The organism is Ruegeria sp. CE9, assembly GCF_056537425.1.
Window position 1 is genome coordinate 354621 of record NZ_JBQFRO010000004.1, and the last position, 17871, is coordinate 372491.

Annotated in this window: 16 protein-coding genes; 7 read left to right on the forward strand and 9 right to left on the reverse strand. The window is 57.3% G+C overall.

Annotated features, from left to right (window positions below):
• A complete protein-coding gene (locus tag ACR0B3_RS11100) occupies positions 1-543 on the forward strand; it encodes a pyridoxamine 5'-phosphate oxidase family protein (protein WP_480809109.1) in 543 nt (180 codons plus the stop codon).
• Positions 543-1232 (forward strand): DNA alkylation repair protein, encoded by a 690-nt coding sequence (locus tag ACR0B3_RS11105; protein ID WP_480809126.1) that lies wholly within the window; start codon positions 543-545, stop codon positions 1230-1232. Before ACR0B3_RS11100 ends, ACR0B3_RS11105 begins: the two co-directional genes overlap by 1 nt.
• On the opposite strand, the gene ACR0B3_RS11110 is transcribed toward ACR0B3_RS11105, so the two are convergent.
• Positions 1220-1636, reverse strand: coding sequence for a hypothetical protein (locus tag ACR0B3_RS11110; RefSeq protein WP_480809110.1), 417 nt, complete (start codon positions 1634-1636; stop codon positions 1220-1222). The two genes, ACR0B3_RS11105 and ACR0B3_RS11110, sit on opposite strands and share 13 nt — an antisense overlap.
• Positions 1637-1727: 91 nt before the next feature.
• Between ACR0B3_RS11110 and moaA the strand changes: the two genes are divergently transcribed.
• Both moaA and ACR0B3_RS11120 read left to right on the forward strand, forming a co-directional pair.
• On the forward strand, positions 1728-2735 hold the full coding sequence (gene moaA, locus ACR0B3_RS11115; protein ID WP_480809111.1) for a GTP 3',8-cyclase MoaA: 1008 nt from the start codon (positions 1728-1730) through the stop codon (positions 2733-2735).
• A gap of 55 nt (positions 2736-2790) precedes the next feature.
• Entirely contained in the window at positions 2791-4035 is a 1245-nt protein-coding gene (locus tag ACR0B3_RS11120) for a 3-deoxy-D-manno-octulosonic acid transferase (protein ID WP_480809127.1), read from the forward strand.
• A 78-nt stretch (positions 4036-4113) separates the two neighbouring features.
• Here the strand turns inward: ACR0B3_RS11120 and ACR0B3_RS11125 are convergent, their stop codons facing one another.
• The 5 genes from ACR0B3_RS11125 to ACR0B3_RS11145 are packed head-to-tail and all read right to left on the reverse strand — an operon-like array spanning position 4114 to position 10653.
• A complete protein-coding gene (locus ACR0B3_RS11125; protein ID WP_480809112.1) occupies positions 4114-5277 on the reverse strand; it encodes a M20 aminoacylase family protein in 1164 nt (387 codons plus the stop codon).
• A 17-nt stretch (positions 5278-5294) separates the two neighbouring features.
• Positions 5295-6458: a M20 aminoacylase family protein gene (locus ACR0B3_RS11130; RefSeq protein WP_480809113.1), complete on the reverse strand. Its 1164-nt coding sequence runs from the start codon at positions 6456-6458 to the stop codon at positions 5295-5297.
• A 14-nt stretch (positions 6459-6472) separates the two neighbouring features.
• Positions 6473-7639, reverse strand: coding sequence for a M20 aminoacylase family protein (locus ACR0B3_RS11135; RefSeq protein WP_480809114.1), 1167 nt, complete (start codon positions 7637-7639; stop codon positions 6473-6475).
• Between the two features lie 21 nt (positions 7640-7660).
• A complete protein-coding gene (gene argE, locus ACR0B3_RS11140) occupies positions 7661-8827 on the reverse strand; it encodes an acetylornithine deacetylase (RefSeq protein WP_480809115.1) in 1167 nt (388 codons plus the stop codon).
• A 5-nt stretch (positions 8828-8832) separates the two neighbouring features.
• Positions 8833-10653: an ABC transporter ATP-binding protein gene (locus ACR0B3_RS11145; protein WP_480809116.1), complete on the reverse strand. Its 1821-nt coding sequence runs from the start codon at positions 10651-10653 to the stop codon at positions 8833-8835.
• A 285-nt stretch (positions 10654-10938) separates the two neighbouring features.
• On the opposite strand from ACR0B3_RS11145, the gene ACR0B3_RS11150 reads away from it, so the two are divergent.
• The 3 genes from ACR0B3_RS11150 (at position 10939) to ACR0B3_RS11160 (ending at position 14717) form a co-directional block, all read left to right on the forward strand.
• Positions 10939-12645 (forward strand): peptide ABC transporter substrate-binding protein, encoded by a 1707-nt coding sequence (locus ACR0B3_RS11150; RefSeq protein WP_480809117.1) that lies wholly within the window; start codon positions 10939-10941, stop codon positions 12643-12645.
• Between the two features lie 91 nt (positions 12646-12736).
• Positions 12737-13744, forward strand: coding sequence for an ABC transporter permease (locus tag ACR0B3_RS11155; protein ID WP_170397107.1), 1008 nt, complete (start codon positions 12737-12739; stop codon positions 13742-13744).
• Positions 13737-14717 carry an ABC transporter permease gene (locus ACR0B3_RS11160; RefSeq protein WP_170685854.1) on the forward strand — a complete coding sequence of 327 codons (981 nt, stop codon included), beginning with the start codon at positions 13737-13739 and terminating at the stop codon, positions 14715-14717. The genes ACR0B3_RS11155 and ACR0B3_RS11160 overlap by 8 nt, the downstream gene beginning before the upstream one ends.
• Before the next feature lie 6 nt (positions 14718-14723).
• Here ACR0B3_RS11160 and ACR0B3_RS11165 read toward each other — a convergent pair whose 3' ends face one another.
• The 3 genes from ACR0B3_RS11165 to ACR0B3_RS11175 form a co-directional block, all read right to left on the reverse strand.
• A complete protein-coding gene (locus tag ACR0B3_RS11165) occupies positions 14724-15887 on the reverse strand; it encodes an MFS transporter (protein WP_480809118.1) in 1164 nt (387 codons plus the stop codon).
• Between the two features lie 44 nt (positions 15888-15931).
• Positions 15932-17209, reverse strand: a complete 1278-nt coding sequence (locus tag ACR0B3_RS11170; RefSeq protein ID WP_480809119.1) for a DUF3422 family protein — start codon at positions 17207-17209, stop codon at positions 15932-15934.
• Between the two features lie 107 nt (positions 17210-17316).
• Positions 17317-17673, reverse strand: coding sequence for a VOC family protein (locus ACR0B3_RS11175; RefSeq protein WP_480809120.1), 357 nt, complete (start codon positions 17671-17673; stop codon positions 17317-17319).
• Positions 17674-17871: the final 198 nt, after the last annotated feature.

Genomic DNA, 17871 nt, shown 5'->3' on the forward strand with positions numbered 1-17871 from the left:
ATGGCCAAGCAATTTCCTGACCTTGACGACGCAAAGCGCACCTTCATCGAAGACCAGCACATGTTCTTTGTGGCAACCGCCGCACCGGATGGGCGGGTTAACGTCTCGCCCAAAGGTATGGATTCACTACGCGTTCTGGGGCCAAACCGGATCGTCTGGATGAACCTGACCGGCAGTGGCAATGAAACGGCAGGTCACTTGCTTGAGGTCAATCGCATGACATTGATGTGGTGTTCGTTCACCACGCGCCCATTGATCTTGCGCACGTATGGAACAGCCCGCACAGTGCATAATGGCGACAAGGATTGGGCGGAATTGGCCGCGCTTTTCCCAACCCACCGCAGTGCGCGGCAGATCTATGATGTCGATATCGATCTGGTGCAGACCTCGTGCGGCTATGCGGTGCCCTTCATGGAATACCAGTCTGAAAGAGACACGATGCAGAAATGGGTCGATGGCAAATCAGATGATGAAATCCGCGCCTATTGGTCTGAGAAGAACCAGAAAACGCTGGATGGCAAGCCAACCGGCGTGCCGAGCTGATCGTGTTGGACACCTATTTAGATCAGATCAAGGCGCATGCCGACCCCGCGAAGGCGGCTCAGATGGCGGCCTATCACAAGGTTGATCGCCCTTATCTGGGCGTTGCCAATCCGGTTCTGAATGATCTGAGCAAAGGTTGGCGGCAATCCCTGACGGTGCCCGAACGTGTTTCATTGGCCGAACATCTGTGGGACAGCAATATTCACGAGGCACGCGTGGCCGCTGGCAAGCTGCTGACACAAGCGCGTATCCGACCGGATGAGGGCGTCTGGGATCTGCTGCAAAGCTGGCTGCCAGATTTTGATGCTTGGGCGATTGCCGACCACGCATGTACGGCGATGCAGAAAAGGCTGTTGGCGAATCCTTCTCGCCTGGATCAGGTCGAAAACTGGACAAGTTCGAACCATATGTGGACGCGGCGCGCCGCTCTGGTCGCCACCCTGCCCTGGACCAAACAGAACCATCCCAAGCCCGAGGATCTTCGGCACCGTGACCGTATTCTGGGATGGGCGGCGGGCTATGTCCCGGATCGCGATTGGTTCATCCAGAAATCCATCGCCTGGTGGCTGCGCGAGTTGTCAAAGCATGATCCGCAGCGTGTCGTCACTTTTCTCGAAATGCATGGCGCTGCCATGAAACCCTTTGCCTGTAAAGAAGCCGGCAAATACCTGCGCGCTCAGTCGGAATAAACTTCCAACTCGACCAGTTCATCAAACGGGACCAGCAAGGCGCGCATCGCCTCAAGCGACAGCCGACCGCCACCGCCTGCGGGGCCCGGTGCGGGAATAAGCGTGACATAGGCCTGTGCACCGGTACGCGGAACAATCACGCGACCGTTGATTTCAGTCTCAACCAGGGGCGTTTGCAACCAACGCCCCGGCGTGTTGGGGTCACCCAGCCCGGCAACCGTCGTTTTGGCACCCGACCACCCGGCTGATGCTGCAACCGGTTCGGGAACCTCTTCGGCAGGCACTGCGGCAACGGGTTCCGGTACGGGCTCGCTTGGCGAACTCCCAAACACACGATCTGTTGTAGACCGAACCGCATCACATCCGGCAACAAGCGCGCAGGCCAAAATCAACGCATATTTCATAGCAGAAATCCTAAAGACCTGCGCCTATCTGCACCAGCCTAAAACGCAGTTGGCTCTTGCCGAGTACCAACCTGCGCTTTACCTATGAGCCATGACCGCTCCGCTAATTGACCCGTTTGCCCGCGCCATCACCTATCTCCGTGTCTCTGTCACGGACCGTTGTGATTTCCGCTGCGTCTATTGCATGTCCGAAGACATGAAGTTCCTGCCCAAAAAGGACCTTCTGACTCTGGAAGAACTCGACCGAATGTGCAGCACGTTCGTGAACATGGGTGTTGAGAAACTGCGCATCACCGGGGGTGAGCCACTGGTGCGTCGGAACATCATGTCGTTCTTCAACAGCATGACCCGTCATCTGGACAGCGGCGCTCTGAAAGAGCTGACATTAACCACCAACGGCTCACAGCTTCATCGCTTTGCGGATGATCTTTATGCGGCAGGTGTGCGGCGCGTGAATGTATCGCTGGATACATTGGACGAGGACAAATTTGCCAAGGTGACCCGCTGGGGACGCTTAAAGCAGGTGCTGAACGGGATCGATGCAGCCCAAAACGCGGGGTTGTGGGTCAAAATCAACGCTGTTGCACTGAAAGGCTTCAACGAGCCTGAGCTGCCCAAGATCACCGAATGGTGTGCCGAGCGCGACATGGATCTGACCTGGATCGAGGTCATGCCCATGGGCGATATCGGCAATGAAGATCGCCTAGATCAATACTGGTCACTCAAAGACGTCCGCAAGGAATACGAAAATCACTATTCGGTCACTGATCTGGCCGAGCGCACGGGCGGCCCTGCACGGTATGTCCGGCTTGAGGAAACTGGCCAGAAAATCGGCTTCATCACGCCCTTGTCTCATAACTTCTGCGAAAGCTGTAATCGCGTGCGGCTGACCTGCACGGGTGAGCTTTATATGTGCCTCGGGCAAGAAGATATGGCCGATCTGCGCGCCCCGCTACGCGACCATCCCGACACCGAACAGCCGCTTGAGGATGCGATCCGTGCGGCCATCAACCTCAAGCCCAAAGGGCACGATTTCGACTATTCCCGGCAGGCCATCGACGGACAGATGAGCCGCCACATGAGCCACACGGGCGGCTAAATTGCGCAGCCACAAAGGACAGCCGACGCTGCTGTACAAGCTGTACTGCGGTGCTATGACACTTGCCGAACCGCTGATCTGGCGCAAAGTCCGCAGCAAACTGCAGGTAGCGGGCGTTCCTGAAAATCGCCAGCAGGAACGGCTGGGCCACGCCAGCCTGCCCCGCCCCAAAGGACAGCTGATCTGGTTTCACGCCGCCAGCGTTGGCGAAAGTCTGTCCGTCCTGAGCCTGATCAACCGCTTGGGTCAGCGGCTGCCAAAGGCCGATTTTCTGATCACCTCGGGCACGCCGACCTCAGCGGCCCTGATCGCTAAACGATTGCCCCCGCGCACTCGCCACCAATACCCACCTTTGGATAGCGCAGCCCCAGTGCGCAGATTTTTAGAGCACTGGAAACCCAGCGCAGGCATCTTCGTCGAAAGCGAAATCTGGCCGCGCCTGATTGTAGAAACCTCGAAGACCGGCGTGCCACTTGCTCTGCTGAATGCGCGCCTATCAGACAAATCGGTCGACGGCTGGAACAAGCGGCCTAAGACTGCGCGCTTTATTCTGGATCATTTCAACGTATTCCTGACCCAGAACGCAAAAACCGCGGATAACCTGGTCGCCATAGGTGCCGACGCCGAACGTGTCAAACCCGGCACCAACCTCAAAGCCATGTCTGATCCGCTGCCCGTGGATCAAACCACACTATCCGAGATCCAAACCCAGATCGCGGGGCGTCCGGTCTGGATCGCCAGCTCAACCCACTCAGGTGAAGAAGAAACCTTCCTTGCCGCTCACAATGAGCTGTCAAAGCGCTGGCCGGACCTTTTGCTGCTGCTGATCCCGCGCCACCCAGAACGCAGGGATGAGGTCTTGAAGATCGCCGATAATGCCGGTCTGTCCAGCGCTCTACGCAGTGCGGATCAGAAGATCACAGCAGACACGCAGGTCTATGTCGCTGATACATTAGGGGAAACTGGAACCTGGTACGCGCTTTGCCCGATTGTCTTTCTCGGGGGGTCTTTGAAAGAGATCGGTGGCCATAATCCGTTTGAACCCGCGCAAGCAGGGGCAGCCGTCATTACGGGCCCGGGATTTTTCAATTTTGCGGAAACATTCGAGCCGCTGATCGAAACCGGAGGTGCAATTCTCATAAACTCCAAGCAAGAGCTGTCTGACGCCGTTGCTCTCTGGTTATCAAAGCCATCAGAGTTAGCCGCTGCGCAAGCCGCGGCCAGAGCCTGTGTAAATACGCAAAAATCGGCGCTGGATTCCGTAATCGACACACTCTGCTCCCGCCTGTCCCTCAGCTAACAGAACGCACCGATCCGATCTTCATCTGGCTATAAATATCCCGGGGAGCGCGAGGGGCTGGCCCCTCGCTCCACCCAATCAAGTCGCAGGCATACGCTGTTCAACAATCTCCGCCCACCAGCTGCACCCAGCCGGAATAGCCTCATCGTTGAAATTATACTCAGGGTGGTGCACGGCAGCCGTGTCACCATTTCCTACAAGAATGTAGGCCCCGGGACGCTCCTCAAGCATGAACGCAAAATCCTCGCCACCCATCACCAGCGGCGCGTCTTCGCAGGCTCCTGAAACCGACCGCGCAACCTCTGCCGCAAATTCGGTCTGCTCATCGCTGTTCACCATGACCGGATACCCCCGGATATAGGTTACATCCGCAGTTCCTCCGAACGTCGCTGCCACACCGTTGCAAATCTCATTGATCCGCTGCTCGGCCAGATCGCGCATCTCTTTGCTCATTGTGCGGACTGTGCCTTTGATCTGCACAGTCTGTGGGATCACGTTGAACGCCTTGGACGAGGTTTCGAACGACGTCACAGACACCACAACATTATCAATCGGATCAGCATTGCGCGACGCAATTGTTTGCAGCGCCAGCACTGCCTGCGCCGTCATCACTGTTGTGTCCACCGTTTCCTGAGGTTTCGCCGCATGACCGCCACGCCCTTCAAAGGTGATGTCAAACTGATCGGTCGCCGCAAAGAACGAGCCCGGGCGGATCGAGAAGCTGCCAACCGGCTTACCCGGCCAGTTGTGCATCCCGTAGACTTCCTGAATATTCCAACGCTCCATCATTCCGTCTTCGCACATCTCGCGCCCGCCACCGCCACCTTCTTCGGCAGGCTGGAAAATCACCACAACGGTGCCGTCAAAATTGCGCGTCTCTGACAGATACTTCGCCGCGCCCATCAGCATCGCCGTATGCCCATCGTGGCCACAGGCATGCATCGCCCCATCGGTTTTCGAAGCATAATCCAGCCCGGTCGCCTCATGGATCGGCAGGGCGTCCATATCCGCGCGCAAGCCAATCACCTTGCCGTTGCTGTCGGCCTTGCCCTTGATCACGCCGACCACACCCGTGCGCCCGATCCCGGTTACCACCTCGTCACAGCCGAACTCTTTCAGCTTCTCAGCGACCAAGGCGCTGGTGCGGTAGGTTTCAAACAGGATCTCGGGATTCTCGTGAATATCCCGTCGCCATGCGGTGATTTCATCCTGCAATTCGGCAAAGCGGTTCTTAACTGGCATCTTTTCTCTCTCCTAATTCAAGCCGCCGGCATCCGGCGCTCGACCATTTCGGCAAACCACGAACATCCCATCGGAATGATATCGTCGTTGAAATTGTATTCGGGGTGGTGCAGCCCTGCGCTGTCGCCGTTGCCCAGCACAATAAAGGCGCCCGGGCGCTCTTCCAGCATGAAAGAGAAATCCTCGCCACCCATGACCATAGGCGCTTCGCCACAACTACCGCCAACCGAAATGGCGGCCTCGGTGGCATAACCGGTCTGTTCTTCTGCATTGATCGTCACAGGAACACCGCGCTTGTAGACCACAGTGATCGTGCCCCCAAAGGTTTGGGCAATGCCCTGCGCAACCTCATCCAGGCGCTTTTCGATCAGATCACGCATCTCATTGGAATGGGTCCGGACCGTGCCGCGTACCTGCGCTGATTGCGGGATGACGTTGAACGCATTCGAGGATGTCTCAACCGAGGTCACCGACACCACAGCCTGCAAAATCGGATCAGCGTTGCGCGACACGATGGTTTGCAAGGCCACGATAAGCTGAGACAGCATTACCGTGGTATCAATCGTCTCGTGAGGCTTGGCCGCGTGCCCGCCGCGCCCTTCGACATGAATATCGAACTCATCCGCTGCGGCCAGCAACGGCCCGGACCGAATGGCAAACTGACCCGTCGGCACACCGGGCACATTGTGCATGGCATAGACTTCCTGAATGCCGAACCGGTCCATCAGCCCGTCCTTGCACATCGCCTCGGCCCCGTTGCCGCCTTCTTCGGCAGGTTGGAAAATCACAATGGCTGTGCCGTCGAAGTTCCGCGTCTCAGACAGGTATTTCGCCGCACCAAGAACCATCGCTGTGTGTCCGTCATGGCCACAGGCGTGCATCGCGCCGTCGGTCTTTGAGGCATAATCCAGCCCCGTCTGCTCCTGCATCGGTAACGCATCCATATCGGCGCGCAGCCCGATCACGCGCCCTTGCGTATCGGTCTTGCCCTTAATGACGCCTACAACGCCGGTGCGGCCAATTCCGGTCACCACTTCATCGCAGCCAAACTCCTTCAGCTTTTCGGCCACAAGCGCGCTGGTGCGATGGGTGTCATAGAGAATCTCGGGATGTTGATGGATATCCCTCCGCCAACCAGTGATCTCATCGTGCATTTCGGCAAGTCGGTTCTTGATTGGCATCTGATCCTCCCAAATCAGGCGACGGGCAATCGTCGTTCCACCAGCTCTGCAAACCAGCTGCATCCGGCGGGAATTGCGTCGTCGTCGAAGTTGTATTCCGGGTGATGGCACATGGCCGTGTTCCCGTTTCCAATAAAGATGTAGGCTCCGGGCCGTTCTTCAAGCATGTAGGCGAAATCTTCTGACGGCATGATCGGATCGGTGCTGTCATTGACCGTGCCTGCCACCGCTTCGGCGGCTTCGGCAGCATAACCCGTTTCCGCCTCCGAGTTGACAGTAACCGGGTAACCCGGTGTCCATGTCATTTCAGCTTTGGCACCGAAGGCCGAGGCTGTATCTTCGGCGATCCGCCGAACACGCTGTTCCACGATCTCACGGTACTCAGGATCGAGTGTGCGAACAGTGCCTTTCAATCGCGCCAAATGCGCGATCACGTTCGAGGCGAGGCTGTCGGTTTCAAATGTCCCAACCGTCAAGACCACGGGTTTGATCGGGTCTACGGTGCGCGAGACAACCGATTGCAAAGCCACGACAATATGGGATGCGACCAGCGTGGTATCCACCGCGTCATGTGGCGCGGCAGCGTGACCGCCCTTGCCCCTGACCACGATTTCGAATTCGTCAGACGAGGCCAGCAAAGCTCCGGGGCGAATAGCGAACTCTCCCACCGGCATCCCGGGCATATTGTGCATGCCATAAACTTCCTGAATACCCCAGCGATCCATCAGGCCATCCTGACACATGGCCAACCCCCCGGCCCCGCCTTCCTCGGCCGGTTGAAAGATCAACACCACTGTGCCGTCGAAATTCCGGGTCTCGGCCAGATATTGCGCGGCCCCCAACAGCATTGAGGTATGCCCATCATGCCCGCAGGCGTGCATCTTGCCGGAAACGGTCGAGGCATAATCCAGCCCAGTCGCTTCTTCGATGGGTAAGGCATCCATATCCGCGCGCAATCCGATAACGCGCCCCTTGGTATCCTCGCGCCCCTTGATCACGGCAACAACGCCGGTTTTGCCAATGCCCGGCGTTATGTCGTCAACACCGAATTCTTCCAGTCGCTCGACAACGAAGCCTGCGGTTTCTTCGACGTCATACATCAGCTCGGGATGCATATGCAGATGGCGACGCCATTTGGTAATCTCGCCATGCATCTCGGCCAGCCGGTTCTTGACGGGCATCTTGGAACTCCCTTCGGGGTCTTATTCACAAAGTCGCTGTACCAGTCGCTCCATGAACTTGTGACCTGCGTTGAATTGAGAAATCTCTATAAATTCATTTGGTTGATGCGCCTGTGCAATGTCGCCGGGTCCACAGATGACCGCTGAATACCCGGCCTCCTGAAACTGTCCCGCTTCAGTGCCGTAACTCACGACATGAGAGGCATTATCGCCGGTCAGGGATCGAACCAGCATTTCAGCTTCGCCATCCTCTTCGGGGGCAAGGCCGGGGATCGAGAAATGCTCGGACAGCTCAATGCGCGCCTCGGGATGAACCGTTTGCATCCGCGCCTCAACGTCCCGAACCTTGTCGAAATAGGCCTTTTGCCAGACCGATTTTTCGTCATCCGGTACGGTGCGAAAATCCATCATGAAGCGACAATCTTTGGCGGTTATGTTATGCGCCGTTCCGCCTTCGATCATGCCAACATGGCAGGTTGTCCACGGCGGGTCGAACATTGACGCAATGTCCGAAGGCTGCGTCGCCATATTCTCGGCGTTGCGGTCATTGGCCCAGTCAATCAGCGGTGCGGCTGCCATGATTGAGTTGACGCCCGTATGCATGATCGAGCTGTGGACCTCGAACCCGACAACATGCGTGTCATAACCGAACCCGCCCTTGTGGCCCGTGACGGCCTGCATCACTGATGGTTCGCCCACAATCACCGCTGATCCCTTGGGCAGCACTTTCTGCATCGCCTCAATCATCGGCGGCGCGCCAGTGCAGCCAACCTCTTCATCGAAGCTGAGCGCAAGTTGCATTGGACGTTTGATATCAGCGTGATGCGCCTCAACCAACGCCCAGATAGCCAGCGCGTCAAAGCCCTTCATATCGCAGGTGCCGCGCCCGTAATATTTGCCGTCTTTCTCGGTCACCACAAACGGGTCGGAATCCCAGGGCTGGCCGTCCACCGGCACCACATCCGTGTGGCCCGACAGGACAATCGCACCCTCTTCCCAAGGGCCAACATGTGCAAACAATGCAGCCTTATGCGGTTGATCCGGATCGGGCCAACGATGGGATTCGATCCCGTGACTTTCAAGATACCCTTCAACCCAATCCACAAGCGGTAGGTTTGTATCCCGGCTCACGGTCGGGAACGAGATCAACTTTGTCATGATCTCCAGCGGAGACAGGCGCTCAGCCATGAGGATCAATATCCGCTGTCAGTGGTCAGAACGAAATGCCCCGGCTCAACCTTGTTGTATTGCGAGGGCTCGGGCACGTATCCAATCGGATGAATGGGCGACGGGATCGGTTTGAAGTTCAGGTCTTTTTCCGATTTCCGCTTATTCGGGTCCGCAATCGGAACCGCCTTCATCAGCGCCTGAGTATAGGCGTGTTGCGGGTTCTCAAAGACGCGGGCGCGCGGACCGAGTTCAACGATGCGGCCCAGATACATCACGCCGACATGGTGGCTGACACGCTCAACCACGGCCATATCGTGGCTGATGAACAGATAGCTGAGGCCAAGCTCGGACTGAAGTTCCATCATAAGGTTCAGCACCTGCGCCTGAACCGACACATCCAGTGCCGATACAGCCTCATCTGCAATAATCAGCTTGGGGTTCAGCGCCAATGCACGCGCGATCGCGATCCGCTGACGCTGACCGCCCGACATCTCATGCGGGAAGCGGCGCATGAAGCTGCGCGGCAGCTGCACTTTGTCAAACAGCTGCGCCACGCGGTCCTGCAGTTCGGACCCCGACGCGACGCCGTAGTTGCGCATTGGTTCGGCGACCTGATCGACCAACTGCATCTGCGGGTTCAGCGAGGCGAATGGATCCTGAAAGATCATCTGCATATCCAGCCTCGCCTTGCGCAGGCCAGCCTGATCCAGCTTCATGATGTCGACCCCGTCCAGATCAACCTCGCCCGCCATCGGCTCGACCAGCCGCAGGATCGAGCGCCCTGCCGAGGATTTGCCACAACCCGATTCACCCACAAGGCTCAACGTCTGGCCCCGGTTCAATGTGAAAGAGACATCTTCGACCGCATGCACGTTCGAGATGGTCCGGCGCAGCAACCCGCCCTTGACCGCAAAGCGCGTGGTCAGGTTCTTGACGGTCAGCAGCACCTCGTTTGTGCCCGGGATCGGTGCGATGGTCTGGCCTTCCTCGCCCAGCAGTTTCATGGGCTCGGGCGCGGCCTTGCCCTGCATCTCACCCAGTTTCGGAACCGCTGCAAGCAGCGCTTTGGTGTAGTCGTGCTGAGGGTTTTCAAAGATTTCTGTGACCGTGCCCTCTTCAACCTTGTTGCCCCGGAACATGACCACGACACGGTCCGCCATCTGCGCGACTACAGCCATATCATGGGTGATGAACATCACCGCCGTGCCTGTTTCGCGCTTCAAACGGTCCATCAGCGCCAAAATCTCGGCCTGAATAGTCACATCCAGCGCGGTCGTCGGTTCATCCGCGATCAACAGGCGCGGCTCACACGCCATGGCCATGGCGATCACCACGCGTTGGCGCATACCGCCGGACAGCTCATGCGGATACTGTTTCAGACGCCGTTCCGGCTCGGGGATGCGCACCTGTCGCAGCAGCTCCAGCGCGCGTTCCTCGGCCTGCGATTTGCTCATGTCCTTGTGGATTCGCAACCCTTCAGTCAGCTGCCGCCCAACGGTAAATACGGGGTTCAGAGCGGTCATCGGCTCCTGAAAGATCATTCCGATCTCATTTCCGCGAATCTGCTTCATCAGATCCTGATCTGCACCAGACAGGTCCAATTCTTCGCCATCGCGGCGATCAAACAGCAATTGCCCCCCGGCAATTTCGCCACCGCCGAACTCGACCAAGCGCATCAGTGACAGGGATGAGACCGACTTACCCGACCCCGATTCGCCTACGATACAAACGGTTTCACCCGGTTTGACTTCAAACGAGACATCCTCGACCCCGACAACCGGGCCGTCCTTTGTTTGAAATTCGACCCGTAGTTTCTTGATCTGGGCAATAGGCTGATCCAGCACGCGCGCTCTCCCCTTGGCGGCTTTTCGGATTGAGTGCCAAACGCTAAGGCGGGGTGGCGGGCAAAGTCAAACCAATTGGTCAAATTCCGTAACGCAAGGCTTGCAATTTTCCGAAACTCTGTTTCGATACGCCCCGTAACCGTTTTGGGGAGAGAACGGGAAACACGTTGGCGATCGAATCGTTTTCGTTTGATTTCAGGTTCTTATACCTCAGCCCGGCCACGCCTAATCCGCGGGCATCGCGGAGATAATCGAGACACGTATGTGTCCAACATGGAGTGTATGATGAAAATCAAAACCCTTTTGCTTGGTGCGATTGCAAGCACGGCAATGGCCCCGATGGCCTTCGCCGAGCGCGGATCGGACGGCAATGTCAGCATTATTTATTGGCAAGCCCCGTCAATCCTGAACCCGTTCCTGTCGGGCGGCACCAAGGATGTGGAATCCGCTTCGCTGGTGATTGAACCGCTGGCCCGCTACGACCAGGACGGTAATATGGTGCCTTATCTGGCGTCCGAGATTCCAACCGTTGAAAATGGCGGCGTCAGCGAAGACCTGACCTCGATCACCTGGAAAATTGCACCGGGAATCACCTGGTCGGACGGCACTCCGTTTACCTCTGCGGATGTGAAGTTCACCGCTGATTACTGCATGCATCCCGAAGGTGGCTGCGCGCAGGTGACCAAGTTCGAAGGCGTAACTTCGGTCGAAGCCGTGGACGATCTGACCGTCAAGGTCACATTCGACGCGCCGACCCCATTCCCCTACGGACCCTTCGTGGGTGGTGAAAGCCCGATCATTCAGGCTGCACAATTCGCGGATTGCGTTGGCGCAAAAGCCCCTGAATGTACTGATCAAAACTTTAACCCAATTGGCACCGGCCCATTTGTCGTCACCGAGTTCAAGCCGAATGACGTGATTACATTTGCAGCCAATGACAACTATCGCGACCCGGCGAAACCTGCCTTCGCAACCGTGACATTCAAAGGCGGCGGCGATGCGACGGCAGCTGGCCGCGCGGTGATGGAAACCGGCGAGTTCGACTATGCCTGGAACCTACAGCTGGCGCCCGAAGTGATCGCGCAGATGCAAGAAGGCGGCAAAGGTACTCCGGTGGCAGGCTTTGGCCCGCTGGTAGAGCGTATCATGCTGAACCAGACCAACCCGTCGCCCGACCTGCCGGAAGGCGAGCGTTCGACAGCCAAGCATCCGCACCCATTCCTGCAGGACCCTGCGGTTTACAAAGCCATGTCTATGGCCATCGACCGCCCGCTGCTGGTGGAAATCGGCTATGGCCAGGCAGGCAAAGTGACCTGTAACTGGGTGCCGGCCCCTGCCGCGTTCAACTCGACCTCGATGACCTGTGACACACAGGATATCGATGGCGCAAACGCGTTGCTGGACGAAGCTGGCATTGTTGACACCAACGGCGATGGCGTACGTGAAAAAGACGGCGTTCCGCTGAAAATCGTCTATCAGACCTCGACCAACGCCGTCCGTCAGGACTTCCAGGCGCTGATCAAGGAATGGTGGAGCCAGATCGGCATCGAAACCGAACTGCGCAACATCAACGCGTCGGTCTTCTTTGGTGGTGACCCGGGCTCGCCTGATACCTTCCAGAAGTTCTATGCCGACGTTGAAATGTACGCCAACACCTTTAACGGCACTGACCCGCAGTCCTATCTGGGCAACGGCCTGTGCGACAAGGCGCCTAAGCCGGAATCGCAGTGGCAGGGTGAAAACATCAGCCGCTTCTGCAACGAAGAGTTCGACAAGCTGCATGGTCAGCTGGCCGAAACCGCAGGTCTGGAGCAACGTGCCGAGATCGCGAAACAGTTGAACGACATCATCGTGCAGAACGGCGGTATGATCCCGCTGGTGCACCGTGGTCGTCTGTCGGCGCACGCAAACACACTGGGTGGTGTTGTCCTGAACGTTTGGGACAGCGAGCTGTGGAACATTGCGGACTGGTACCGCAAAACCGGTTCCTAAGCGTTAGCCTTGCAAAACCGCGCCCCGAACTTCGGGGCGCGGTCATTTGCAGACCACTCCAACAAGAAGACGCATATAAAGGCGCCTCTTAATGCTTAACTTTACCATCAGACGACTGGTGTTGGCCGTTCCGACGCTCCTGTTCATCAGCCTCGTCATTTTCCTGTTGCTCGAGCTCGCACCCGGCGATCCGATGGCGCAGGTTCCGCTTACCGTCCCCCCCGAAGTCAAAGAGAAGATGCGCGAGGCGCTTGGTCTCGGCCAGCCGATGCATATCCGGTTCTGGAAATGGATCGTGCAGTTCTTCTGGATCGAACCGCAGGTGCTGGTTGACTCGATCTTTGGCACCACCTTCTCTGAAGGTGACTTGCGCGTGATTTCGTGGCAGACCCGTTCGCCCGTTATGGACATCGTCGTTCAGCGTATCCCACAGACCCTGTGGGTTGTCGGCACCGCCTATGTGGTTGCCATCCTGATCGCCCTGCCCATCGGCATCTATTCGGCTTACCGGCAGTATTCTTGGTTCGATCAGATGGGCACATTCGTGTCGATGGTCGGGTTTTCGGTCCCGCCCTTCTTCTCGGGCGTGCTGGTGATCGTGATCTTCTCGGTCCAGCTGGGCTGGTTCCCGTCGATCTACGACACCACCCATGTGGTCAACAGCTGGGACAGCTTTGTTGTGCAGCTCAAACAGATGATCATGCCGGTCATGGTTCTGGCGCTGCAGATCACCGCGCAGCTTTCCCGCTTCATGCGCGCCTCAATGCTGGACAACCTCAATCAGGATTACGTCCGCACCGCCCGAGCCAAAGGCCTGAGCGAATACACGGTTGTTATGGTCCACGTATTGCGCAATTCGATGATCCCCGTGGTCACGGTGATCGCGCTGGGTATTCCGGCCATCTTCGGCGGCGCCATCATTACCGAGCAGGTATTCAAGGTGAACGGTATCGGTCAATTACTGATCGGGGCCATTCAGGCAAACGATCTGCCAATGGTCCAAACCCTGACCTTCATCTTTGCCGTGCTGATCGTGCTGTTCAACCTGATCGCCGATGTGCTCTACGGCATTCTGGACCCGAGGATTCGCTATGACTGATCATGATCGTACCGATACGCTGATCCCGGATGAAGGACTTGCCCCGGCCTCGACCGCGTTACCTACCACCGACGTCATGGAAGAGCTGGCCACCCCACCCCGCAGCCAGTGGCGCGATGTGTGGGACCAGTTCAAAACCCACAAAGGCGCGATGATCGGAGCAATTCTGTTTATCTTCATCGTCGCCGGAGTTTATCTGGGCCCATTTCTTTGGAGCATTGATCCCACGCAAATCGACATTCGCGCGCGGAACCAAGGCCCCAGTTGGGCACATCCCTTTGGGACAGACCAATTGGGCCGCGATATTCTGGCGCGAATGATGTCGGGTGGGCAGACCTCAGTTTCAGTGGGCATCACCGCGATGCTGCTGGCCCTGTTCCTTGGATCGTTGATTGGGGTTGTTGCCGGATTCTTCAAACGTCTTGATGGACCGCTGATGCGCCTGACCGACCTGTTCCTTGCCCTGCCTCTGTTGCCCTTGCTGCTGGTCATGATGTTGCTCTTCCGCGAGCCTTTGTCTGCGGCATTCGGGCTGGAACGCGGGATATTCATCCTGATCGTCTGCGCCATCGGCATCACCTCGTGGATGCCTACCGCGCGGATCGTGCGGGGTGACGTACTGGCAATCAAAGAGCGTGAATTCGTACTGGCCGCCCGATCGATCGGCACCAGCAACAGTCAGATCATCACACGGCATATCCTGCCGAACGTGTTGTCTCCGATCATGGTCTCAGCGACGCTGGGGATTGCGACAGCAATCATCACTGAAAGCGCGTTGTCCTTCCTCGGGCTCGGCTTCCCGCCGGATTTCCCGACCTGGGGCCGCCTGCTGTTTGATGGCGTCGACTATCTGCAGCAATACCCCGAGCGCGTGTTCTGGCCCGGCCTCGCAATCTCGTTGACCGTTCTCAGCGTGAACTACCTGGGTGACGGGCTGCGCGATGCGCTGGATCCACGCATTCGAGGACGCTAAGCAATTTCAGTCGGCGCGCTTCAGCGCGCCGGCCAACACGATGATCAGGACGGCCAAAGGCAGAAGGACCGCAAAGGCCAGTCTTAATGTCATCAGCTCGGCCAGAAACCCAATCATGGGCGGCCCGATCAGCAACCCTCCGTATCCCAAAGTCGCGACACTTGCGATCGCTTGGCCCGGTGGAACATCCGGATCGTTTGCGGCACGGCTAAACGCCAGTGGCATAATCACCGCATAACCGATCCCCATCAGGGCAAAACCCGCCAGAGCAAGGCCTGCCTCACCCGCAGACACCACCGCAAACACTCCCATTGCCGCACAGATGCCTCCAAATCGTGCCGTCGCCACGGGTCCGAAACGGGAAATCACAAAACCGCCCGCTAAGCGGAACAATACCATCATCACCGAAAATACAGCGTAACCCAGCGTTGCGACGCTCTCGGCTGCGCCTGTTTCGTCGCGCAGGTAGATCGCGCTCCAATCCGCGACTGCACCCTCGCCCGAGGCCCCGCATAGTGCGGTAAATCCAACAAGCACCAGGGCACCAGAGGGCAATGCAAAGACCGATCCTTTGTTGGCCTCTGACCGCCGTGACGTCCATCGTACCCAGGACAGGGTCAGAGCCAACCCGACGGCGATACCCCCTGCCAACAGGAAATGCTGCATAACGTTCAGCCCGATCTGAACTGCTGCATAGCCACTAAGCGCCCCCAGTCCTGCCCCAAGGCTCCACATTGCATGGAAGGACGACATGAGAGGCTTGTCATAAACTTGCTCGACCTCGGCTGCCCATGCGTTCATGGCCACGTCCATCGAGCCCAGAAAGGCCCCAAACATAAATAGAAACACCGCCAGCGCCCAGAACCCATCCGCAAACGCCAGCAGGATCAGCGAGGCCGTGTATAAAACTGCGATGATCCGCGTGATTGCAACAGCCCCGAACCGATCCGTCAGCTTGCCGGTAATTGGAAAGGAACACACAGCACCAGCAGCCATGAACAACAGGCCATAGCCCAATGCTTCGTGACTTAGCTCAAGTCGATCGCGCACCGCTGGGATGCGCGAGGCCCAAATGCCGAACAAGGCACCATTCAGGATAAACATGGCGGCAACAGCACGCCATGCGGCAACAACACCAATCACGGAATACCCCAATATGAGACCTGACAAACCTCGCCCGTTCTACAGGTCCTGAGGAAATTGGCAATTGTCGACTATTCCAACCGTTTACGGATCTGACGAATGGCAAACCAGACGCCAAACACAACCGGGATCGTGATTGCAGCCGTCAGCATTCCCTTGCTGATCCCGGCATTTGTCAAAGGATATAGCAGATAGCTGACCAGCGAGACCGCGTAGTAGCTGATTGCGACCACAGAAAGCCCTTCGACCGTGTGCTGCAACCGCAACGCCAAATCAGCCCGCCGATCCATGCTTTCCAGCAACGCCTGATTCTGAGCGCTGCGTTCGACATCCACCCGGGTCCGCAACAGCTCCCCAGCACGGATAGCACGATCAGACAGAGCCTGCAGACGGCGTTCGGTGGATTTCACCGTGCGGATCGCCGGGTCATACCGGCGCATCATGAAGTCGGCAAAGCTCTGACGCCCTTCGAACCTTTCTTCGCGCAAGACTTCGATGCGTTGATTAACAATTGTTTCATAGGCCCCCGTGGCCCCAAAGCGGAAAGAACATTGGGCCGAAAGCGTTTCCAACTCGATCGATGTCGATAGAAGATCGGGCAACAACTCGTCTGGATGGGCCGAGTTGTCGGTCATTTGCCCCATCAAGCGGGTCAACTTGCTGTCCAATTCGCCTATGCGAGGCGTCATTTGCTTAACGCGCGCGAAACCCAGCATGGACATCGCCTTATATGTCTCGATCTCGCAGAGGCGTTGAATGACCCGGCCGGTCCGACGGCGACCAGCGCCATCGCTGACAAACATGGCGAACCGCATATGCCCTGCCGGATCGATGCGAAAGTCGCTTGCGCAGATTGCTGAATCGTCCAAAACGCGAGCCACGGCCAGGCTTTCCGGTTCGAACCAATCAGCCAATGAGGATTGTACCGCCTCATCATTCTGGCGCTCCACAACCCGGATCATTGCTGACGTCACGCGCTGACCAGGACTCGCGATCAGCCAGTCGGGCGGGAACACCTCGAAATCCGCCGGATTGAAGGCGCGGTCGCTGACATTTTGGGTGATCGCCGTATAGGTCACGAACTCGGTATGTTGTTCCCATTTCAACCAGTGCCGCCCGATCTGACCGGCATAATGCGTGGCCCCGGGTTGTGGGTGCTGCGCACCGTGGCGATCCAGCAGATTGATCAGATGGGCCATATCTTCGTCCCGGTTTCGTGCCGCAGCCTCGACCGGTTTTTTGATCGCCAGGAAGACAACGGTGCATGGGGTAGACGCCACCGGAAACGGACGTGCATGCAATTCATTTGCCAACGCATAGCGCAGCGGATGGTCGTCAATCGGCGTCATAGCAAGCTCCGGTATCCCCCGGGCACTATAAGACAGATTGAAGATACATCAATTATCTTTTTATTTCATATACTTACAAGGATACAACGGTATACAATTCCGCTATGTCATTGATTTGGTTCCCATAGCTCGATGGGGTTGCCTTCGGGATCATGGATACGGGCGAATTTTCCCACTTCGCTATCCCAGTCGGGATTGGTCTCAACCGTGATTCCGGCGGCTTCCAGCTGAGCTGTTAGCGCCGCAAGATCGTCGACACGAAAATTGATCATCCATTGCTGCTCGGCCCTGCCAAAATAGCCGGTATCTTCTGCAAACGGTGCAAACACTGTGTACCCTTCGCTCTGTTTCCACGGCACAGGGTCATAGTGACTGACACCCAGATGCGTCTCATACCATTCACTCAGTGCCTTTGGATCTTTAGCGCGGAAAAACACGCCGCCTATGCCATTCACTTTCTGCATCAGAATCCTCCCAACGCCGTCGTCTGGCTGCCATAGTATCACATGCCATCCGCTACATCCGGCCAGAAATACACTTAGGACTCTACAGCGGCGAGCCGTTTCAAAAGCAAAAAATAAAAGGGCGCCCGCAGGCACCCTTTAAATTTTAGCAAGATCAGATGATCAGTCGATCATGGGCAGCAGTTTGTCCAGCGACTG